Raw genomic sequence first — 21236 nt, forward strand, 5'->3', positions numbered from 1 at the left:
TCGCAAGCTTCGCACCTCAGGATGACGGGGCGGTTACGAACCTTGTCGCCCCTAAAAATTCACCCGGTTCGAAATCGCGCCGTCCACGACGAGATTGGACCCGGTCGTGAACGATGACACCGGGCTCGCCAAGAACACCGCCGCGCTCGCGATTTCCTGCGGCGTGGCCATGCGGCCGGTCGGATTGCGGCTCATCGCATCCTTGTAGCGCTCGGGCATGTTCTGCTCGATCATGTTCCAGACGCCGCCCTTGAAATAGACGGTGCCGGGCGACACCACGTTGACGCGGATCTTCTTCTTCGCATATTGCCGCGCCAGTCCCTTGGCCATGTGGATCAGCGCCGCCTTGATCGGGCCGTAGGAGCTGGCGAGGTCAGCCTGTGCGGCCGAGATCGAGGAGATGATGATGAAGGCCGCATCGCCGCTTCTCTCGCCGCTGGCTTCGAGGAATGGCCGCGCGGCATCGAATGCATGCACGGCGCCGAGCACGTCGAGCCGAAAATTCTGCTCCCAGGACGCGGCATCCTGGCCCTGCGCCATCGCGCCGGCATTGGAGAACAGCAAATCGATGCCGCCGAGTTCTTTTGCGACATTCTCGATCCAGGCTTTCAGCGCCGCGCCGTCGGTGACGTCGACGGGGGCCGCCGATGGCGCTGACACCGCTTGCCTTCAGTTCAGTGACGGTGGCCGCAACCTGATCGGCGTTGCGCGCGCATACCGCGACATTGGCGCCTTCACCGGCGAGTGTCGCCGCAATCGCCCGCCCGATGCCGCGCGTGCCGCCGAGCACGATGGCGTTCTTGCCTTTGAGACCGAGATCCATTGTTTGGCTCCTTTTTGTTGATCGTGCGGAGCTTAGTTGTTTGAGCGAGGATGTCGAATTCGTTCTCGGTGTCATACCCCGCGCAGGCGGGGTATCCAGTACGCCGCGACGTCTCGGTTCTATCACCAGCGTCTCTGGAATACTGGATCATCCGCCTTCGCGGATGATGACACCGTGCGAGATGGCCAAGAGCGCCTCTCACTCCGGCGCCGCCCCTACCGGCGGGCCGCCGGGCGGGCGATGCAGGAAGGTCAGCGAGACGTAGGCGCCGGCCCAGGAGCCGATCGCGGCGAAGGCGACATAGAAGGCGTTCTCGGTGTAGCTGATCACGGCGTAGGAGGAGAGCAGGTACCAGATCGCGCTCCACGTCGCGGCCGGTACGCGCTTGCGCGCGACCACGGCCGAGGTGAACATCACATAGACCGCGTCGGTGGCCGCCGTTGCGACGAACACGGCGCCCGCGGTGAGGGGATCGATGGCGGCCATTGCAATCCTTTCTCTGAACGTGGGATGGTCGCGAAAACTAAAGGGAGAGAAGCGGCCATGCAAAGCTCCGCCGACATTCTCAAGTGCATCTGGACCTCCGCCGGCGGCGATCCGGCTGCGCTCGGCCGCGTGCAGCTGACGGGCGAGGAGCCGCAGATCCCATCCTCGTTTCGCGTCGCCGTCGCCGGCCAGACGACGATCGCTGCTGCCGGCCTCGCCGCCGCCGAAATCTGGCGACTGCGCAGCGGCGAGGTGCAGGACGTCTGCGTCGACATGCGTCATGCGGTCGTCGAATGCCGATCCGAGCGCTATTTGCGCGTCGACGACAAGCCGCCGCCCCCGGCCTGGGACGCCATCGCCGGCGTCTACAGAACCGGCGATGGCCGCTTCGTCCGCTGCCACACCAATTTCCCGCATCACCGCGACGCTGTCTGCAAGGTGCTCGGCTGCGTGCCCGAGCGCGAGAAGGTGCAGGCGGCGCTGATGCAATGGAAAGGCGAGGATTTCGAGACTGCGGCTTACGCTGCGGGCGGCGTCGTCGCCCTGATGCGCAGCTACGACGAATGGTCGGCGCTGCCGCAGGCGCGTGCGCTCGCCGAACTGCAGCTGGTCTCGATCGAGAAGATCGGCGAGGCCCCGGCGAAACCGTGGCCCCAAGGATTGTCGAACAGCGATCGTCCGCTCGCGGGTCTCCGCGTGCTCGATCTCTCCCGCGTGATCGCAGGCCCTGTCGCGGGCCGCACGCTCGCTGCGCACGGTGCGGACGTGCTGCTCGTCTCGGGGCCTGAATTACCCGCCATCCCCTGGCTCACCATCGACACCGGCCGCGGCAAGCTCACCACCTTGATCGAACTGAAGAGCGAAGCGGGCAGGGCGCAATTGCGCGCGCTGTTGAAAGACGCCGACGTCTTCTCGCAAGGCTATCGTCCGCGCGCGCTCGCCGCCCTCGGCTTCGCACCGGAGGACGCGGCGCAAATTAGTCCCGGCATCGTCTATGTCACGCTGTCGGCCTATGGCCATGCCGGCCCCTGGGCGGAGCGGCGCGGCTTCGATTCACTGGTGCAGACCACGACCGGCTTCAACCAGGCGGAGGGGCAGGCCGCCGGCATCGACGGTCCCAAGGAATTGCCGGCGCAAATGCTCGACCACGCCACCGGTTATCTGATGGCGTTCGGCACCATGGTGGCCAAGGCGCGCCAGGCCCGCGAAGGCGGCAGCTGGCACGTGCGCGTGTCGCTGGCGCAGACCGGACGCTGGCTATGGAATCTCGGCCGCCTTGACGGCGGACTGGACACCCCGGATCTTACGGGGGACGCTGTACATGCTGCGTTCATCGAGAGCATGTCATCTGGCTTCGGCACGTTGAAGGCGGTGCGTCATTCGGCGGTGCTATCGACAACGCCGGCACAATGGAGCCGTCCGGCGATGCCGCTGGGCAGTCATCCGGCACAGTGGCCGGCGCGAAGCTGACATGAAGCTGACACGTCGCAACATTTTAACGCCAACCGAGAGGCGCCCAGCGTTTTTTAGGTTGTCTGAAATCTGAATTCAGCACTATTAGCGCGACCGATGAGGCAGTCATTTGCCGAGATCGTCGCAGACACGACCGGGCTCAATGGTAGTTGAAAATACCAAGCGATTGCAGGTGCTTACAAAACCACGGGTGATCACCTCCGTAGTTTTACTAGCTCTCGTCGGTGCCGGGGCCTATGGCTTCCTCCAGGCGGGGCCCAAGGAAAAGAAGCACTCCGACATCTCCAGCCAATCGCGCAGGAATGCGCAGACCTTCACGCCGACGCCGTCCGAATGGGCAACGCTGACGATCGAGCCGGTCAAGGCCAAGAGCTTCCGGGCCGAGTATGTCACCGAGGGCAAGGTCGCGGTCGACGAGGATCGCTCGACGCCGGTGTTCTCGCCCTATGCAGGCCGGGTCACCAAGCTGCTCGCCAAGCCGGGCGAGACCCTGAAGCAAGGTCAACCGCTGTTCACGATCGAAGCCGCCGACACCGTGCAGGCTCAGAACGATTTCGTCGCGGCGATGACGTCGCAGAACAAGGCGAGGTCGGCGCTCGAGCTCTCGGACATCCAATTCAAGCGCGCCAAGGACCTCTATGAAGGCCATGCCATTCCGCTGAAGGACTATCAGCAGGCGGAAGCGACCCAGGTCCAGGCGCAGAACGACATGCGCTCCTCGGGGACGGCGCTGGAAGCCGCGCGCAACAAGCTGCGCATCCTCGGTTTCACCGACGAGACCATCAAGGCGTTCCAGGAGAAGGGCGCGATCAATCCGGAAATCACGATCTATTCGCCGATCGCGGGCACCGTCGTGCAGCGCAAGATCGGCCCTGGCCAGTATGTCAGTTCCGGTGCCAGCGATCCGGTCTTCGTGATCGGGGACCTCTCCACGGTCTGGCTCACCGCGTTCGTGCGCGAGAGCGATGCGGCCGCGGTGTGCATCGGTCAGGACATCACCGTCAACGTGATGGCCCTGCCGGGTCGGCCGCTGACCGCCAGGATCAACTACGTCGCCGCCGCGATCGACCCCAACACCCGCCGCCTCCTGGTCCGCGCCACCATCGACAACAAGGACGGCCTGCTCAAGCCGGAGATGTTCGCCAACGTCACGATCTACTCGGCCGGCGACCGTGCCGCGCCGGCGGTGCCGAAGCAGGCTTTGATCTATGAAGCCGACAAGGTCCGCATCTGGGTCGCGCGCGAAGACAAATCGGTCGAGCTGCGCCAGATCAAGATCGGCCTCATCAACGGCAACCTCGTCGAGGTCACCGGCAATCTGAAACCCGGCGAGCAGATCGTCACCAAGGGCAGCCTGTTCATCGACCGCGCGGCGTCCGGCAGCTGATCGACGACCCAAGAAAACTGAAGACCTGATGGATCGTCTCGTTGCTCTTGCCGTCAACCGGCGCTTCCTAATGGTCGGCATGTTCGTCGCCGTCCTGATCGGCGGCCTGATCGCGTTCAACCAGCTCAACATCGAAGCCTATCCCGATCCGACCCCGCCGATGGTCGACATCGTGACGCAGAGTCCGGGCCTGTCGGCCGAGGAGATCGAGCGCTACATCACGATCCCGATCGAGACCCAGGTCGCGGGCCTGAAGAACCTCACGACCATCCGCACCATCTCGCTCTACGGCCTCTCCGACATCAAACTCCAGTTCTCCTTCGCCTACACCTATGACGAGGCGCTGCAGCAAGTGCTGAACCGCCTGGCGCAGCTCGCGCCGCTGCCCGGCAACGTGCAGCCGCAGATCTCGCCGCTCAGCCCGATCGGCGAAATCTTCAGGTATCGTCTGGTGGGTCCGCCGAACTACAGCGTGCTCGACCTCAAGACCATCCAGGACTGGATCCTGCAGCGCCGCTTCCGCGCCGTACCCGGCGTCATCGACGTCACCGGCTGGGGCGGCAGGAGCAAGACCTACGAGCTCCAGGTCGATTTCAACAAGCTGGTCGCCAACGGCCTGACGCTGCCGCAATTGCTCCAGGCGGTCGGCAATTCCAACGTCAATGTCGGCGGCAATACCGTCAATATCGGCCAGCAATCGGCCGTGGTGCGCGGCGTCGGCCTGATCCGGTCGATCGACGACCTCGCCAACACCATGGTGGCGCAGTCCGGCGGCAATCCGGTACTGGTCAAGGACGTCGCCACCGTAACCGTCGGTCAGAAGCCCCGTCTCGGCATTGCCGGCCTCGACGAGTCCGACGATATCGTGCAGGGCATCGTCCTGATGCGGCGTGGCGAGCAGAGTTCGCCGACCATCAAGCGCGTCCACCAACTCGTTCAAACCATCAACAACTCCAGCATCCTGCCGCCCGGCGTGCGCATCGAGCGCATCTACGACCGCGGGGACCTGATTGAGCTCACCACCCACACCGTGCTGCACAACATGGTGGTCGGCATTATGCTCATCGTGCTGTTGCAGTGGATCTTCCTCGGTGATTTGCGCAGCGCGCTGATCGTCGGCGCCACCATTCCGTTCGCGCTGTTCTTCGCCGTCATCATCCTGGTGCTCCGCGGAGAATCGGCGAACCTGCTGTCGGTCGGCGCCATCGATTTTGGCTTGATCGTCGATGCCACCGTCATCATGGTGGAGGCGATCTTCCGCCGCCTGACCCAGACGACGCCGATGTCGGAAACCGAGCAAATGTCGAATGAGACGCTGTTCGGCATGAAGAGCCATGCCATCCTCAGCGCCGCGGCGGACGTTTCGCGCTCAATCTTCTTTGCAGCGGCAATCATCATCGCGGCCTTCCTGCCGCTGTTCACGTTATCCGGCGTCGAGGGCAACATCTTCGGGCCGATGGCGCGCACCTACGCCTATGCGCTGGCCGGCGGGCTGCTTGCGACCTTCACCGTCACCCCGGCGCTATCCGCGATCATCCTGCCCGCCCATGTCGAGGAGACCGAGACGAAGGTGATGCTGATCCTGCATCGGCTGTATTCGCCGCTGCTGCATTGGGCGGTCGCCAATCGAAACATCGTGCTCGGCGGCGCCGTCGGGCTCGTGCTGATGACGGTGGCGCTCGGCCGGCTGCTCGGTCTCGAATTTCTGCCAAAGCTGGAAGAGGGCAATCTCTGGATCCGCGCCACGCTGCCGCCGACCATCTCGCTCCAGGAAGGCAATACCTACGTCAACGAGATGCGCAAGGTCATCCGCGCCCGGCCGGAGGTCGAGTCCGTGGTGTCGCAGCACGGCCGTCCCGACGACGGCACCGACGCGGCCGGCTTCTTCAACGCCGAGTTCTTCGCGCCGCTCAAGCCTGCGAGCCAATGGCCCGGCACGCACGACAAGGAGGAGCTGACCGCCGAGCTGCTCAAGCAGCTCGACGACCGCTTCCCCGGCGTCGAGTTCAACTTCTCGCAATATCTCCAGGACAACGTCTCCGAGGCCGTCTCCGGCGTGAAGGGCGAGAACTCGATCAAGCTGTTCGGCAGCGACCTCCAGGCGCTGACCGACACCGCCAACAAGATCAAATCGGTGCTGGCCACTGTGCAGGGCGTCACCGACCTCGCGGTGTTCACTTCGCTCGGCCAGCCGACCATCCAGATCGACATCGACCGTGCCAAGGCCGCGCGCTATGGCCTCGCTCCCGGCGACATCAACGCCACGATCAAGGTCGCGATCGGCGGCGACACTGCGGGCGATCTCTATGAGCCGGGCAGCGACCGCCACTTCCCGATCATCGTCCGCCTCGCGCCGGAATACCGCAGAAGCGCGGAGGCGATCCAGAATTTGCGGATCGGCGCGCCGGGGCCGAACGGCACCGTCACGCAAATCCCCCTGAGCGAGGTCGCCAATATCAGCCTCGTCTCCGGCGCCGCCTACATCTATCGCGAGCAGCAGGAGCGCTATCTGCCGATCAAGTTCTCGGTGCGCGAGCGCGATCTCGGCAGCGCCATCCGCGAGGCGCAGCAGAAGATCGCCGAGCAGGTGCAGCTGCCGCCGGGTTCGCACATGGACTGGGTCGGCGAGTTCGGCAATCTCCAGGACGCGATCCGGCGGCTGTCGATCGTGGTGCCGATCTCGCTGGCGCTGATCGGCGTCCTGCTCTGGTTCAATTTCGGCTCGATGACCGACACGCTGCTCGCGATGAGCGTGATCCCGATGGCGATCTTCGGCGGGGTACTGGGCCTCTTGATTTCCGGCACGGCATTCAGCGTCTCCGCGGCGATCGGATTCATCGCGCTGTTCGGCATCGCCGTGATGGACGGCATCATCATCCTGTCGCAGTTCAACCAGCTCATCGAAGAGGGCATGGACCGCATGAGCGCGGTGGTGCGCACCGGCGAATTGCAGCTTCGTCCGGTGCTGATGACCTGCGTCGTCGCGGGCGTCGGCCTGCTGCCGGCGGCGCTGTCGGAAGGCATCGGCTCGCAGGTGCAGAAGCCGCTCGCGGTCGTGGTCGTGACCGGCATGATGCTGGCGCCCGTGGTGATCCTCGTGACCTTGCCGGTCCTGATCTCCTTCTTCTCGCGCCGCGCGCGTTGACCGTCAGAACCCGTAGAGCCGCGCCGGATTGTCGACCAGGATCTTCTTGCGCACATCGGCATCGGGCGCCCACACCGGAAGCTGATTGAGCAGCCGGCCGTCGTCGATCTGATAGAGCGGCGCGATGTCGGTGGGCTTGCGGCCCTCGACGCGGCTAGAATCCGGATGCGGCCAGTCCGTGCCCCAGACGATGCGGTCCGGGTTCGCCGCGATCAGCGCCTTCGCGAACGGCACCATGTCCTGATAGTCGGGAGCGAGCTTTGATGAGCGGTAGGCGCCCGAAATCTTGACATAGGCCTTGCCGGATTTCACCAGCGCGACGAGATCGGAGAAGCCCGGCTGCTCCAGGCCCTGCGAGGCTTCAAGGCCGCCAAAATGGTCGAACACGACGGGCACCGGCGCCGTCTCGACGAGGTCCTTGATCGCCGAGATCATGGCAAGCGTGGTGTAGAGTTGCACGTGCCAGCCGCGCGCTTTCATGCGCTCGACTGCGGCAGTGAAGCGCGGTCGGCCGACATTGGGATCATTCACGCCGCCGGTCGCCAGATTGAGGCGGATGCCGCGGAAGCCGTCCTGATGCATCGTGTCGAGCGCGCTCTCCGGTGTCTTGTCGTCGATCACGGCCACCCCGCGCGCGGTCGCGCCGCGCGCCTTCATGCCGAACAAAGTGGAGGAATTGTCGGTGCCGTAGACGCTCGGCGTCACGATCACCACGCGCTCGATATGCAGCGCCTTGTGCAGCGCGGCCATTTCTTCAGGGCTTGCCGGCTCCGGTGTATAGACGCGTCCCGCGAAGAACGGAAATTTTTCGACGTCGCCATGGATGTGGGTGTGGCAGTCACAGGCATGCGCCGGGACATCGAAATTGATCGGAGTCGCAGGCTGCGCCGCACGGGCGTGGGCTTTGCTGGTCATGGCTACTCCGGCGGCAAGGGAGGCCAAGAGGACGCCGCGTCGGCTGAGCATGGTTTCTCTCCTGCTTCGTTGTCGGCGAGTCTATAACATATCTCGGCGGTCGGGTCGCCGATATACGTCTTACGCGACCCGGCGGCGCTTTGACGGCCGTCCGCTTGTCGCGGGCTGTGCCGACAGGGTCAGGCCCAGTGCGCCGACGATGCGCATGACAGTGCCGAACTCGGGATTTCCGGTCTCTCCGAGAGCCTTGTATAGGCTTTCACGGTTCAAGCCGGCCTTCTTCGCGATCTCACTCATGCCGCGCGCCCGCGCGACGAGGCCAAGCGCATCGCGTACGAAATCTGCATCGCCGGTCTCCAGCGCGGCCGCGATATAAGCGGCCTGCCGCTCTTCAGTGTTGAGGTAGCCGGCCGCATCAAATCGGGTTGTCTTCGTAGCCGTTTTGGCTACGGCTTTGGACGTTGCCTTGGGCATCACACTGTCTCCGCCAGCCTTTGGGCTTGTTCGATGTCCTGACGTTGTGTGCGCTTGTCGCCGCCACATAGCAGGATCACGATCTGCGCTCCGCGCTGCATATACTAGATCCGATAGCCCGGGCCGTAATCGATGCGCATTTCCCGGACATTGCGGCCGACGCTCTTGCTGTCGCCGGGATTGCCCATTTCCATGCGGCGAACGCGGACGGTGATCCGGGCGACCGCGTTGGCGTCTTTGAGCCGGTTCAGCCACTCCGAAAAATGCTCGGTTTGCCTGACCTCGATCATGAGGATCAATCGTAGTCTATGGGCTACAAAGTGTCAAACAAGTTGGTTGAGCCGCGTCGAGTTGGCCAGTGTAGCTTTGACGCGGATATGTCCCGAACCTCTACTGCCCCGACGGCGTGCGCAGGCCGTGCCAGGCGTCGCGGACCTGCTGGTAATGCACCTCGGGCAGGTAGTCCGGCGTGTTCAGGCTCAAGGTCTTGACGTCGAGATGGCCGACGGCGCTGAGCAGCGTGTAGGAGGCGATGACGCGATCGCGCAATGCGCCGATCAGGCGGGCCTTGGCCTGGATCAGGTCGGCCTGCGAGTTCAGCACGTCGACCGTCGTGCGTTGTCCGCCGGCGGCCTCGCGTTGCACGCCCTGGAGCGCGACGGTCGCCGCCTTCACCTCGGACTCCGAGGCCGAGACCGTGATCTTGGCGCCTTCATTGGCAACCCAGGCGCTGACCGCCGCCGTGCGCGCCTGGTTGCGCACCTGGTCGAGCACGAGGCGGCTCTGCGCCGTGATCTCCTTGGCCTGCCGGGTCTGCGCCGCGGCCTGGCCGCCGTCGTAGATCGGGGCGGTGACGTTGGCGACGATCGAGGCCTGGTCCTCGGCGAAGGTGCCGAGCGTCGGGTCGTTGTTGCGACTCTTGCTGGCGCTGCCCTGGATGCTGGCGCTCGGCAGCAGCGTGCCTTCGGCGATGCGGATGTTGGTGGAGGCGACGTCGACGTCGAAGCTTGCGGCCATCACCGCCGGATGCTGGCGGATCGCCATCGTTATCGCGTCCTCGCGGCTCTTCGGCAGATAGCGGTCGACGACCTCGGCGGGCCGAAGCTGCGACGGCGCATTGCCGATCACCTGCGCATAGGTTGCCTGGCTGACGGCGAGCGCGACTTCGGCGGCGTTGAGATCGGCAAGGCCGCGGTTGAGGCGCGCTTCGGCCTGGGCGGTATCGGTCGGCGTGACATCGCCGGCGTTGAGGCGGCGCTGGGTGACGGCGAGTGTTTCGCGCAGGAAGGCGACGTTGGAACGCTGCGCTTCGACCAGCGACTGGTTGGCGAGCACGTTGGTGTAGGCGGTGACCGCATCGAGCAGCACGCCCTGGCCGACATTGCGCAGCGCCTCGCGGCCCGACTGCACCTGCAGTTCGGCGGCCCGCACGCTGTTGGCGGTGCGGAAGCCGTTGAACAGGGTCTGCGTCACGGTGACGCCGATGATCCAGGGTTTCAGATTGGCGGTCTGGATGGTGTTGTCGGGCAGCAGATTGCGCACCGATTGCAGGCCGGCACTTAGGCTGGCCACGATCTGCGGCCGGTAGCCGGCAAGCGCCTGCGGCACGTTCTCGTCGGTCGCGCGCTGCCGCGCGCGCTCGGCATTGAGCTGGGGGTTGGTCTGGTAGGCCTTGGCCAGCGCCTCGGGCAGGGCTTCCGCCGATGCGGCCGAGGGCAGGGCGCAACAAAGCGCCAGCGTGGTCCATGTCGCAAGCACAGGAGCCACGCCCGATCGATGCCGCGTCATCACGCGACCAGCTCTGGCGGCACGCCCAATCATGTAATCCCGCAAAACCCTGGCTGTCCGCCCCCGCCGACGGCGGCCCTCTTAGCTGTTTAACCAGCGCAGGTCCCGCAGGCAAACTGCCGCGGGGAAAACCCCCATGAAATGCGTGCTTGTTGCAGCTTCGTCACAGGGGGGGCCTCAGGGGAGCGAGAGAGCCTTACACCAGCCTTGCAAGCCTTGCCGCGGCTTGGCTTTACCGGTTCTTGTTCACCGGCTTGCGCTTCTCGATGAACGCCGCCATGCCCTCGGAGCGGTCTTCCAGCGCGAAGGTCGAGTGGAATAGGTTGCGCTCGACGCTCATGCCTTCGGCGAGCGTGGTCTCGAAGGCGCGGTTCACCGCTTCCTTGGCCATCGCAGCGGCAGGGCGCGACATCGCGGCGATCTTCTCGGCTGCCGCCATCACCTCGTCCATGAGCTTGTCGGCGGGCACGATGCGGCTGACGAGGCCGCTGCGCTCGGCCTCCGCCGCATCCATCATGCGGCCGGTGAGGCAGAGGTCCATCGCCTTCGATTTGCCGATCGCGCGGGTCAGGCGCTGGGTGCCGCCGATGCCCGGAATGGTGCCGAGCGTGATCTCCGGCTGGCCGAACTTTGCGGTGTCGGCTGCGATGATGACGTCGCACATCATGGCGAGTTCGCAGCCGCCGCCGAGGGCGTAACCGGCGACTGCGGCAATGGTCGGCTTGCGGCAGCGCGCGACGCGGTCGCCGCCGATCGCGGCAAAATCCTCGGAGAACATGTCGATGAAGCTCTTCGGCTGCATCTCCTTGATGTCGGCGCCGGCGGCAAAGGCTTTCTCGCTGCCGGTCACGACAATGCAGCCAATGGCCTCATCGGCCTCGAGATCGTCGACGGCGGCCGCAATCTCGCGGAAGACGCCGAAGGAGAGCGCGTTGAGCATCTTCGGCCGATTCAGCTTGATGATGCCGACCGCGCCTTTGCTCTCGACGATGATGTGTTCGAACGTGCTCATGTTCCACCCACGCTTTTGATTGGGCGGGCAATGTGCCCGCTGGCGCGGTGGGCTTCAAGAGGGCCGGACGCAGGACGCGCGGGCCGCGCGTCCTGGCGGAACTGACGGTCAGGCCATGAACATGCGCGCGGCGGAGGCCAGCGTCAGCAGCGTGCCGACGCCGATGAAGATCTTGCCGATCAGGGAGCTCTGGTCCCAGGCCGAGCTCTGCTGGGTGCTTGCCATCACCGGTGAGGGGCGCGGCTGTGCTTCGGTTGCGGCGATCACAGCCTTCTGCGCCGGCGGGCTGTCCTGTTGCAGGGCGCGGTCGATGTCGTTGAGCTGATCGGGGGCCACCACTTGGGTGTCGGCGTTCGGTGCGGTGTTATTGGCGGTATCATCGGCCGCCGCCTGGACGTTGTCGTTGGCACGGCCCGTCATCGCGGAGGCCGCAGCCGCGGTCGGCGTATCGGCGGCGAGCTGCGCATTGGCGTTGGCGACTTCCGGCGGCATCTGGCTCGAGGCCGGCACGCCGTTGTCGGGCTTGGCCTCGGAGGTATTTGCCGCAGCATCGTTCTTGTCGGCCTTGTCGTCGGGTTTCTGCGCCGTCTTGCTGCTGCTGGTACGGCGCGACTCGTGGCGCCGGTGCTTGCTCGGCTTGGCCGCGTCGGCCTGCTTGCCTGCGCTGTCGGAGTTGCTGCTTGCTACTGAACTCGGCGCCGCCTGTGCAATGCCCCCAAACAGCAAGAAAAGTCCGGCCAGAACGATCAGGGCCGCGCGCCCGATGGCTTTGATCATGTTGACGATCTCCCCAATTCCGCCCGTCCCAGGAACGAACAGAGACCCTGGGGCGTGACCACAGCGGGGCAGAAAATGGGAATCTTCTGGCTACACCGGGCAAAAGCGGGGCAAACCGCCCCTCGCGGCCGGCCGCCGGATGCGGGCCGGACTGATCGGTGTTATGAGCCGTCGCGGGCTCTTACGGCCGCACCGGATGCGGAGGCTCGGCGGCGATCACGAATTCGTGATCGCTCGGGTGCAGGGGTAACAAATTGAAAGAGCGGCCGAATTGCATGGTGAGGGGCGCGCGTGCGCGGACGTGAGGATGAATGGACCGGCCTGATGCGGTCGGCCATGGCTGGCGACGATGCGGCGTATCATCGCCTGTTGAAGGCGGTCACGCCGGTGTTGCGCGCTGCTGCGAGGCGTGGGCTGGCGCGGGCCGGCCAGTCTCCCGACCAGGCCGAGGATATCGTGCAGGAGATCTTGTTGGCGGTGCATCTGAAGCGACACACCTGGGACAGCGAAGCTCCCTTCGCGCCCTGGCTGTTCGCGATCGCCCGCAACAAGCTGATCGATACGCTGCGGCGGCGCGGCAGGCGCGTCTTCGTCAACATCGATGATTTCGCCGAGACGCTGCCGGGCGAGGCACCGCAGGAGACGGCTTCGGCGGGCGAGGTCGCCGCGCAGCTGAGCACTCTGCCGCAGCGCCAGCGCGACGTGTTGCAGTCGATCGCGGTCGAGGCCGCCTCGATCAAGGATACGGCGGCAAAGTTTGCGATGAGCGAAGGTGCGGTGCGGGTCGCGCTGCATCGCGGACTTGCTGCGCTGACTGCCAAACTGCGGGACCACTAGGCATGGATACTGATCAACTCATTCGCTCGCTCGCGGCCGACAACGTCCATCGCGCGCCGCGCGTCGGCGCCGTGCTGACCATGGCGCTGCTGGTGGCCGCGCCGCTCTCGATCCTGATCTTCGCGACTTTCCTCGGCGTGCGCCCGGACGTGATGAGCGCGATGCGCAACCCGTTTTTCGACATGAAGTTCGCGGTGACGCTGTCGCTCGCGATCCCCGCGATCATCGTCAGCCTGCATTTGTCGCGCCCCGAAGCCCTGCTGCGCGGCTGGGGCTGGCTCTTGCTGCTTCCCGTCGGACTGCTTGCCGTGGCGATCGGCAGTGAGGCGATGATGGCGCCGGCCATGCCGATGACAATGCGCTTGATGGGCAAGAACTCCAGGGTGTGCCTGCTTGCGATCCCCGCGATGTCGCTGCCGCTGCTTGCGGGGGCGCTGTTCGGTCTGCGCCACGGCGCGCCCTCGCGCCCCGCGCTTGCCGGCGCGCTCGCCGGCCTGGTCGCGGCGGGATTGGCCGCGACGCTCTACGCCTCGCACTGCACCGACGATTCCCCCCTGTTCGTCGCGACCTGGTACACGATCGCGACCGCGGTCGTGACCGCGATCGGCGCGGCGGTGGGCTCGAAAGTCTTGCGATATTAAGGAGCCAGCTTCACGCCGCCGGCGTAGTGCCCTGCTGCATGCGGTGGAAGCGCAGCACCTGTTGCGCGGTCGAAGAGCGCAGGGCTTCGTAGGTGTCTCGCAGCGCCAGCATGTCGGTCTGCGAGCCGCCGGAGAGCTTCTCGCGCATGGCGATGATCGCGCGCACGCTCGACCACGACATCCCCGCGACCTTGGCGAGGATCATCACACCCTCGGTCCGGCTGTCGATCATCATGGTCTCGGCGGTCTCGACCGCGACGCCTGCGAGCGCGGCCAGCCCCGCATTGGTCTCGTCGAACTTGCCCTGCTCGGCGAAGGTGCTGACCTGGAATTCGTTGAGGCGGCCGTCCGCGTGCAGCGACTTCACCAGCGCACGCGCCATCTCGGTTTGCCGGGTCGTCGCGGCGGCACGGACCCGCTGAGCCGCTTCCTGGACCACGCTGGACACTTCGTCCGCGAGCTCGGGATGTGCGGCCTCTAACTTCCTGCGCACGCTCAAGGAGGCCTTCGCGATCAGCTTCAAATAATGATGACGCGGCAGGTCGGGCCGCAGGCCGATGCAGGTGGCGAGGTCGTCGTCGCGTTCGGCGCGGGTGACGAGGTCGGTGAGACTTCCCTCGGAGAGGCGCGCGCCCGGATTGCTGACGGTCGACTGCACCACGTCCTCGTTGCCGCGCGTCACCAGCAAATCGGTCAACGCCTCCGACAGCACTCGCCGCAGCGAGATCGCCCTAAGATGCGCCTGGCCTCTGGTGCGCGCGATCTCGATCAGGGTCGCCTCGTCCAGCCGTTCCGATTTCGACAGCACCGGGCCGGAGACCTCGATCACCTCGTCGAGCGCGAGCGTGCGGATGATCTTCGGCGGCGCGGACGCGACCGGTGCAAGGCGCTCGGCGAGCAGCGCCCTGGCCGAAACCTCGATCTGCTCGACCAGGCACTGGAACACGTCGTCGAACACGCGGACGTGGTCGTCGGAATAATCCACCGCGTTGCCCACGAAGAGATCGGTGACGCGGCGCAGCGTCTCGACCCGGCGCGCAACGGTGCCGTGGGAGAGCGCGGCCTGCAATTCCTCGAGCAGGTTCTCGGATGGTGTTGCGGATTTCGATCTCATTGCCCTGTCCTGGAGCGTTCGGCCCGGCGGCGTCTTCTCGCGCGCCTGAAAAATGAATTGGTCAACCCGTTGCAATGCGATTGCGCCCTTGCGCCTTGGCGGAATAGAGCGCGTGGTCGGCGCGTGCTAGAAACGTGTCGGCAGTATCGTTGTCGCGCAGCGTCACGACGCCCGCGGAAATGGTCACGCGCAGGCCGGGGGCAAATGCGCTCCAGTCGAGATCGGCGATGATCTGGCGCAAGCGCTCGATCATGCGCGATGCCGCCTCGCCATCGGTTCCGGGCAGCAGCAGCAGAAATTCCTCGCCGCCGTAGCGGCCGAAGCCGTCGGCTTGGCGGATGTTGGCGAAAATGGTGATCGCGAAGGTGCGCAGCACCTCGTCGCCGATGGGATGGCCGTGGGCGTCGTTGATGCGCTTGAACCAGTCGAGATCGATCAGCGCGATTGCGCAAGGCGTTGACGCCTGCCGCGACTTGTCGATCGCGGTGTCGAGAAGCCGCATGATGCAGCGGCGATTGTAGGAGCCGGTGAGCTCGTCGAGCTCGGCCAGTTCCTCGATGCGCTGATAGGCGGCCTTCAGCTCGATGCTGCGCCGGTACAGGATCTTGCGCAGCGTGGCGCCGAACAGGCCGAGGAAAGCGCACTGGCCGATCACCAGCACGAAGCACAGCATGGAGGCGGTCCGCTGCACCCGGGTCGTAACCGGCAGGCCAATCGGCAGATCCGAACCCAGGAAGACAAAGGCGAGCCCGCAGGTGGCAAGACCCCAGGTGAGCATCGCTTGGCTCGATGTCATCCGCAGCGTACCGAACGCGAAGATCAGAAACAGCACGGCGAGAAACGCGACCCCGACCGTCGGCACCGCGAGCAGGAATACCAGTTGCAGCGCCATATGCGCCGAGATCTGGAAGACGGTGAGGTAATGATCTTCGAACCGATCGCCGAAGCCGGCTTCCGACAGCACGGTGAACGTGCCGATGATCAGGAGGCCGCCGAGCCAGAACAGCGACGGCACACCCATGGAGATCGCACCGTCATAGGCGTACAGCAGCAGGACGGAGGCGCCGAGCGAGTAGCTCGCGACCTGGCCGATATACATCTGGCGGCGCTGCCGGGCCCGACGAGCCAGGACTTCCGGAGCCGCCGTCGCGGGCGCGAGGACGAGATCCGCGACTTCAGCGGCATTCCTCTCGGGAAGCGACGTCGCGGCCGTGTTCATTGTCCCGCCAATGGTGGATGTCAGCTCAAAAATCTACGTGGCAAGCCTTTAGGTTTGGTATCCTTCGAAATCGAATCCGAACCGTGCAGCGCGGAACAGGGGAATGTCGGCCCGGCAGCGAAATTTGCCGGCGGTTAAGCATCGGTTTGCGATGCGGTCGAGCCAAAGCGGGGGTTCGTGAGACATACACCGTGCAGGGCTGCTATGGATCCAGGCTTGACCGGGCTGCCTGTGCCGGACAGTCCTTCCGCAGGGAAATATTTCAGTATTATGTTACCGATCTGGATCGAGGCGGGTCGCCGCCGGTGGAACGAGAAAAAAGCGCGTATGTGGGGTAGATCACATAGCCCCCCGTATGCGTGCGGTAACTTGAAGAATTTTGCACCCCCCGTCGAACCGTCCGCCGCACCGACCCGACCAACTTTGCGAGACGGCCTTTGAGCGCAACACAGGCGGCTTCGGACGAGGTCCTGATCGCCAGGATCGCTCAAGGCGACCGGCTCGCCATGCAGGTGCTGTACGGACGGCACCATGTCAGGGTTTACAGGTTCGGACTCAGGGTCGTGCGGGACGAGCAGGCGGCGGAAGACCTCATCAGCGAGGTGTTTCTCGACGTCTGGCGTCAAGCCGGCAAATTCGAGGGCCGATCCGCCGTTTCCACCTGGCTGCTGGCTATCACCCGATTCAAGGCCCTGTCTGCGCTTCGGCGCAGGAAGGATTTCGAGTTGGACGAAGAGGCCGCCAACGCGATCGAGGATACGTCCGACGATCCGGAAACGGTGGTGCAGAAGAAGGATACCAGTGAGGCGTTGCGGGAGTGTCTGACGGGCCTCTCGCCGGAGCACCGGGAAATCGTCGATCTCGTCTACTACCACGAGAAGTCCGTGGAAGAGGTGGCTGAAATCGTCGGGATACCGGAGAACACTGTGAAGACGCGCTTGTTCTATGCGCGCAAGAAACTGGCCGAACTGCTGAAGGCAGCCGGCGTTGAGCGAGGCTGGCCATGATGGCTTTGAGCAAGAAGATGCTGGAGCAAGAGCCCAGTGAAATTGAACTGCTGCTGCCCTGGCACGCCGCCGGCACGCTGAACGCGCGCGATGCCCGCCGCGTCGAGGAAGCGCTGGCGCGCGATCCGGAGCTTGCGAAGCAATATGCCGCGATCCGCGGCGAGTACGAAGAGACCATTCATCTGAACGAGAGCCTGGGCGCTCCGTCGGCGCGCGCGATGCAGAAGCTGTTTGCCGCGATCGATGCCGAGCCAGCGCGGGCGACCGGTTCGCTGCCGCTGTCGGCACGCATCGCGACCTTCTTCGCGAGCCTGTCGCCGCGGACGCTGGCCTGGTCGGCGAGCCTCGGCGCCGTCGCGCTCGTGCTGCAAGCCGGAATTATCGGCGCCGTGCTGATGAAGAACCAGCCGGCGACCTTCCAGACGGCTTCGCTCTCGACCAGTGCGCCGATCACACGCGAACTTGGTGGCACGGTCGCGCCGGCGCGTGCGCTGGTGCGCTTCACCCCCGAGGCGCGCATCGCCGACATCACCGCGCTGCTCGACAGCTACCAGGCGTCGATCATCGACGGAGCCAAGGGCGGCATGTTCCGCCTCCAATTCAACAAGGCGATGAGCCAGGACGAGCTCGCCTCGCTGCTCGGCAAGATGCAGCGCGAGAAATTCGTCAATCTGGCCGTCGCGACGCCCTGAACGCGCCGCTGAACCGATGACGCGCAAGTCCGAGAGTAGGGTACGCGCCGGGGCCTACGTTTCGTCGGTTGGAGCCGTGCTGCTGCTCACGGCCTGTCTCGGCGCCGAGGTTGCGCAGGCGCAGGCGATCATGCGTACGCCAACGATCAGCGTTCCCTCGCGCACGCCGACCATCTCTCCGAGCATTACCCCGCGTGTCAGCCCCGGTGTTGCCGCGCGCGCGGTCAGCGTCGGCCGCGGCCCGCGGACGATCGCGGCCATCCCCCGCACCACGCCGTTGCGCGTGCGGACGACGCCGGTGCTGCCCTATGCGCGCTATTCGCCGAACCTCTATCCGGCCTGCACCGCACCCTATCGCGATGCCGGTGGCGAATGCTTGGCGCAGCCGAACGCGGGCGGCGAGGGTACCGGAACATCAGGCAAGAAGAGCGCCGGCAAGGGGCGTGGCAACAGCACGCCGGCCGCGGTGAACCTGCGCAGCTTCGCCAACGAATTCGTCGCCGAGATCGATAGCGCGCTGTCGCCGGCCGAGGCCGACGAGCTCGCGCGTCGCCACGGCCTGACGCGCGTCGCCTCCGAGAATTTTCCGCTGATCGGCGCAACTTTCGGCCTGTTCCGCATCACCGACGGCCGGCCGTACGAGACGGTGCGGCGCGAATTCGCGGCCGACGGCAGTGTGCGCTCGCTTCAGCCGAACTTCCGCTATGTGCTCCAGGACCAGACATCGTCGGGGCCGACCGAGGGCGATCCTGCGCAATATGCACTGACAAAGCTCCGCCTGCCGCAGGCGCATACGCTGGCGCACGGCGCCAACGTCACGATTGCCGTGATCGACTCCGGCATCGACGCCAGCCATCCCGAACTCGCCAATTCCATCGCCGACAATTTCGATGCGCTCGGCAGCGCCGAGGGGCCGCACGTTCACGGCACCGGCATCGCCGGCGCCATCGTGGCGCATGCGCGGTTGATGGGCAGCGCGCCCGAGGCGCGCATCATCGCGATCCGCGCCTTCGGCGGCACCGCCGGTGGCGCCGAGAGCTCGTCCTACATCATCCTGCGCTCGCTGAACCATGCCGCCGAGCACGGCGCGCAGATCGTCAACATGAGCTTCGCCGGTCCGAAGGACGCGGTGATCGAGCGGGCCATCGCGGCGACCGCTGTGCGCGGGCTGGTGCTGATTGCGGCCGCCGGCAATGCCGGCGCGAAATCGCCGCCGCTCTATCCCGCCGCCAATCCCAACGTGATCGCGGTCAGCGCCACCGATCAGCAGGACCGGCTGTTCACCGCCTCCAACCGTGGCAACTACATCGCGGTCGCAGCCCCCGGCGTCGACATCTTCCTGCCGGCGCCCGACGGCAAATATCAGATGACGTCGGGCACTTCGTTCTCGGCAGCCTATGTTTCCGGCATCGCGGCGCTGCTGTTCGAGCGCAACCATGCCTTAAAGCCGGAAGAGCTGCGCATGGCGCTCGCGAAGACCGCGCGCGACCTCGGTTCACCCGGCCGTGATGATCTGTTCGGCGACGGCGAGGCCGATGCGTTTGCCGCGGTCATGGCCGTTCCCGCCGACAGCGCGACGCCGGTTGCGGCGGCATCCGGTACAACAAAACGTGAAGACGCCGGCAAGCGTCGCGACGAGCCGGGCAGCCGCGCGATCGAGCAACCCTCGCTGTCAAGCGCAGAAGAGAAATCCGCGATTTCTCAGGCGGATAGGCCGGCGCCGCGATAGCCGCTGCGACAAAGATGCGCGCACGGCGAAGGTCAAAAAAGCAAACCCCGCGTTGAACGTTCAGCCAGCTGCCACGACCAAATTATGTGGGAGCGGTCATCCCTCCCCATCAGTCATATCAGGCGCGAGCGCCCATCCACCCCAAGCGCCCATATGGCTCGACCCGTCCGGTTGTCCCCCCGGACGGGTCTTTTCTTTTGGGCATCTGATCTTTCGAAGCCTGGCGCTCGTTCAGCTTCCGGTTGAAGGATCGCGCCCGCGTTCGTGCCGATCGTCGACTCGGCACACCGCAAGCCCGTCATGCTTGTGCGAAGCTTGACTCGAAAACACAGGAAATCTCCGCACGACTACGGTGTTTGATGACGGGCGCGGCGTCGTTGCTGGACAAGTCAAAACTTTTCCACAAAATATTCATGTCGCGTCTAAATTGATTCGTGTGCGTTGCGTCCCCGCGTCCGTGTTTTCTCCTGACGGGCTGGTTCATGACACATCGCCAAGAAGTCGTTCGCGACGTGGCTGTTAGCCGCGACATCGCGGCACGCTGGTGCGCTCTCGCCGAGCAGCGGCTGCAACATCTCTCTGAAATGTTCGAGACCGGACGCTGGCGCCGCTACCACTCCGAGATCGCATTCCTCGAAAACATCCAGGAGGCCAAGCGTGCGGTCCAGACCTGGCGCGCGCTTGCAACGGGCGCGGACGTCGCTGCGGCAGCCGCGAGCGTGACGCCCGCCTTCGGCTGGTCGCCGGCGACGATGCCGCGCGTGTTTCCGCGTGAGCAACCGGCGCAGACCGTGCAGCCGAAGGCCGTTCACATCGCGCCCGAGACCGCCGTGCCGGTTAGGCTCGATCCCGAGCCGGACGTTCTCGCCGATATCACCGACGCCCCGATCGCACCGCTCTCCGCGCCGCCCGCGATGGCACCGATCACGGCACCTGCCGTGATGGCACCGCCGACGGCGCCGGCCACGATGGCAACGCTTCTGCCGCAGTTCTCCCCGCCCGCCGCCGAAATCGTCGCAGCCCCCGAGCGTGTCGTCGAATTCACCTTCAGCCTCGACGGCCTGCAGGCAAAATACCCGCTGCTGCGGAACGCGTTCTAAGGGATGTTCAAGAGGGCAGCCGAACTTCTCCAACCCCGTCATCCTGAGGCGTGAGCCTTGCGGTGCAGAGCACCGCAAGGGCGAGCCTCGAAGGATGTGCGGCCCGTCTGCCAGCCGCGTCGCCGCTCACTTCTTGGACCTCGGCGCTCCCGCACGTCGGCGCGCAAGCAGGCTTACTGCCTTCCAATCCGAGCGAACAAGCGCTTCCTTCTTGGCGCGGCTCCATCCCTTGAGCTGCCGTTCGGCCGCAATGCCGTCGGTGATCCGTTCGAAATGCTCGGACCACACCAAGACGACCGGACGCCTCGAATAGGTATATCCGGGATAAGCGCCGGCATTGTGCTCATCGACGCGCTTGGACACGTCCTCTCCAGTGGCGCTCCCGATATAGAACGAGCCATCCGCGCACCGCAGCATGTAGACAAAGATGCCCACAAATCATCCTTCGAGGCTCCCCGCGCGGTGCTCCGCACCGCACGGCTCGCACCTCAGGATGACGGCAGCGTGCTTGTTGTCAATATCAGACTTAACAGCCTTTGAGTGTGGTGCCGAATAGCTCTTCGCGAAGTCGAGTTCGCTCGCTCGTCCCGTCATCCTGAGGTGCGAGACACGTGGCG

19 protein-coding genes and 1 pseudogene are annotated in these 21236 nt (G+C 65.2%); 9 read left to right on the forward strand and 11 right to left on the reverse strand.

Annotation, left to right across the window (positions count from 1 at the left end; translation table 11 throughout):
* Positions 1 to 51: 51 nt before the first annotated feature.
* Together BLV07_RS24675 and BLV07_RS24680 are read right to left on the reverse strand one after the other, a co-directional pair.
* Positions 52 to 823 (reverse strand): annotated as a pseudogene (locus BLV07_RS24675) (SDR family NAD(P)-dependent oxidoreductase).
* Between the two features lie 198 nt (positions 824 to 1021).
* On the reverse strand, positions 1022 to 1309 hold the full coding sequence (locus tag BLV07_RS24680) for a hypothetical protein (protein WP_091890782.1): 288 nt from the start codon (positions 1307 to 1309) through the stop codon (positions 1022 to 1024).
* A gap of 57 nt (positions 1310 to 1366) precedes the next feature.
* Here BLV07_RS24680 and BLV07_RS24685 point away from each other — a divergent pair, with 57 nt between their 5' ends.
* From BLV07_RS24685 to BLV07_RS24695, 3 genes are all read left to right on the forward strand, one after another.
* Positions 1367 to 2779, forward strand: coding sequence for a CoA transferase (locus BLV07_RS24685; protein WP_091890786.1), 1413 nt, complete (start codon positions 1367 to 1369; stop codon positions 2777 to 2779).
* A 145-nt stretch (positions 2780 to 2924) separates the two neighbouring features.
* Positions 2925 to 4169 (forward strand): efflux RND transporter periplasmic adaptor subunit, encoded by a 1245-nt coding sequence (locus BLV07_RS24690; protein WP_091890789.1) that lies wholly within the window; start codon positions 2925 to 2927, stop codon positions 4167 to 4169.
* A 28-nt stretch (positions 4170 to 4197) separates the two neighbouring features.
* Positions 4198 to 7314: an efflux RND transporter permease subunit gene (locus BLV07_RS24695; protein WP_091890792.1), complete on the forward strand. Its 3117-nt coding sequence runs from the start codon at positions 4198 to 4200 to the stop codon at positions 7312 to 7314.
* 3 nt (positions 7315 to 7317) lie between these two features.
* Here the strand turns inward: BLV07_RS24695 and BLV07_RS24700 are convergent, their stop codons facing one another.
* The 6 genes from BLV07_RS24700 to BLV07_RS24725 form a co-directional block, all read right to left on the reverse strand.
* The gene (locus tag BLV07_RS24700; protein WP_091890794.1) at positions 7318 to 8280 is read right to left on the reverse strand and encodes an amidohydrolase family protein; all 963 of its coding nucleotides are present in this window, start codon (positions 8278 to 8280) and stop codon (positions 7318 to 7320) included.
* Between the two features lie 69 nt (positions 8281 to 8349).
* Positions 8350 to 8703, reverse strand: a complete 354-nt coding sequence (locus tag BLV07_RS24705; RefSeq protein ID WP_091890797.1) for an addiction module antidote protein — start codon at positions 8701 to 8703, stop codon at positions 8350 to 8352.
* A gap of 104 nt (positions 8704 to 8807) precedes the next feature.
* Complete coding sequence (locus BLV07_RS50120; RefSeq protein ID WP_349525416.1) at positions 8808 to 8993, reverse strand: type II toxin-antitoxin system RelE/ParE family toxin; 186 nt, start codon at positions 8991 to 8993, stop codon at positions 8808 to 8810.
* Positions 8994 to 9093: 100 nt separating this feature from the next.
* Positions 9094 to 10524 (reverse strand): TolC family outer membrane protein, encoded by a 1431-nt coding sequence (locus BLV07_RS24715; protein ID WP_091890800.1) that lies wholly within the window; start codon positions 10522 to 10524, stop codon positions 9094 to 9096.
* 199 nt (positions 10525 to 10723) lie between these two features.
* On the reverse strand, positions 10724 to 11503 hold the full coding sequence (locus BLV07_RS24720; protein ID WP_091890803.1) for an enoyl-CoA hydratase: 780 nt from the start codon (positions 11501 to 11503) through the stop codon (positions 10724 to 10726).
* A gap of 108 nt (positions 11504 to 11611) precedes the next feature.
* A complete protein-coding gene (locus BLV07_RS24725; protein ID WP_091890806.1) occupies positions 11612 to 12280 on the reverse strand; it encodes a hypothetical protein in 669 nt (222 codons plus the stop codon).
* A 291-nt stretch (positions 12281 to 12571) separates the two neighbouring features.
* Here BLV07_RS24725 and BLV07_RS24730 point away from each other — a divergent pair, with 291 nt between their 5' ends.
* Both BLV07_RS24730 and BLV07_RS24735 read left to right on the forward strand, forming a co-directional pair.
* Positions 12572 to 13117 (forward strand): sigma-70 family RNA polymerase sigma factor, encoded by a 546-nt coding sequence (locus tag BLV07_RS24730; RefSeq protein ID WP_091890809.1) that lies wholly within the window; start codon positions 12572 to 12574, stop codon positions 13115 to 13117.
* Between the two features lie 2 nt (positions 13118 to 13119).
* On the forward strand, positions 13120 to 13758 hold the full coding sequence (locus BLV07_RS24735) for an NrsF family protein (protein ID WP_091890811.1): 639 nt from the start codon (positions 13120 to 13122) through the stop codon (positions 13756 to 13758).
* Between the two features lie 10 nt (positions 13759 to 13768).
* On the opposite strand, the gene BLV07_RS24740 is transcribed toward BLV07_RS24735, so the two are convergent.
* Both BLV07_RS24740 and BLV07_RS24745 read right to left on the reverse strand, forming a co-directional pair.
* Positions 13769 to 14872, reverse strand: coding sequence for a DUF2336 domain-containing protein (locus tag BLV07_RS24740; RefSeq protein ID WP_091891026.1), 1104 nt, complete (start codon positions 14870 to 14872; stop codon positions 13769 to 13771).
* A 61-nt stretch (positions 14873 to 14933) separates the two neighbouring features.
* Positions 14934 to 16091, reverse strand: coding sequence for a GGDEF domain-containing protein (locus tag BLV07_RS24745; protein WP_091890813.1), 1158 nt, complete (start codon positions 16089 to 16091; stop codon positions 14934 to 14936).
* Between the two features lie 437 nt (positions 16092 to 16528).
* Here BLV07_RS24745 and BLV07_RS24750 point away from each other — a divergent pair, with 437 nt between their 5' ends.
* From BLV07_RS24750 to BLV07_RS24765, 4 genes are all read left to right on the forward strand, one after another.
* The gene (locus BLV07_RS24750) at positions 16529 to 17098 is read left to right on the forward strand and encodes a sigma-70 family RNA polymerase sigma factor (protein WP_091890816.1); all 570 of its coding nucleotides are present in this window, start codon (positions 16529 to 16531) and stop codon (positions 17096 to 17098) included.
* A complete protein-coding gene (locus BLV07_RS24755) occupies positions 17095 to 17790 on the forward strand; it encodes a hypothetical protein (protein WP_091890819.1) in 696 nt (231 codons plus the stop codon). The genes BLV07_RS24750 and BLV07_RS24755 overlap by 4 nt, the downstream gene beginning before the upstream one ends.
* Positions 17791 to 17806: 16 nt before the next feature.
* A complete protein-coding gene (locus BLV07_RS24760) occupies positions 17807 to 19519 on the forward strand; it encodes a S8 family serine peptidase (RefSeq protein WP_091890822.1) in 1713 nt (570 codons plus the stop codon).
* Positions 19520 to 20031: 512 nt separating this feature from the next.
* Positions 20032 to 20619, forward strand: coding sequence for a TIGR03809 family protein (locus tag BLV07_RS24765; protein WP_502690210.1), 588 nt, complete (start codon positions 20032 to 20034; stop codon positions 20617 to 20619).
* 126 nt (positions 20620 to 20745) lie between these two features.
* Here BLV07_RS24765 and BLV07_RS24770 read toward each other — a convergent pair whose 3' ends face one another.
* The gene (locus BLV07_RS24770; protein ID WP_091890828.1) at positions 20746 to 21054 is read right to left on the reverse strand and encodes a GIY-YIG nuclease family protein; all 309 of its coding nucleotides are present in this window, start codon (positions 21052 to 21054) and stop codon (positions 20746 to 20748) included.
* Positions 21055 to 21236 lie beyond the last annotated feature (182 nt).

Origin of the sequence: Bradyrhizobium sp. Rc2d, from assembly GCF_900099855.1 — a bacterium.
Lineage (GTDB): Bacteria > Pseudomonadota > Alphaproteobacteria > Rhizobiales > Xanthobacteraceae > Bradyrhizobium.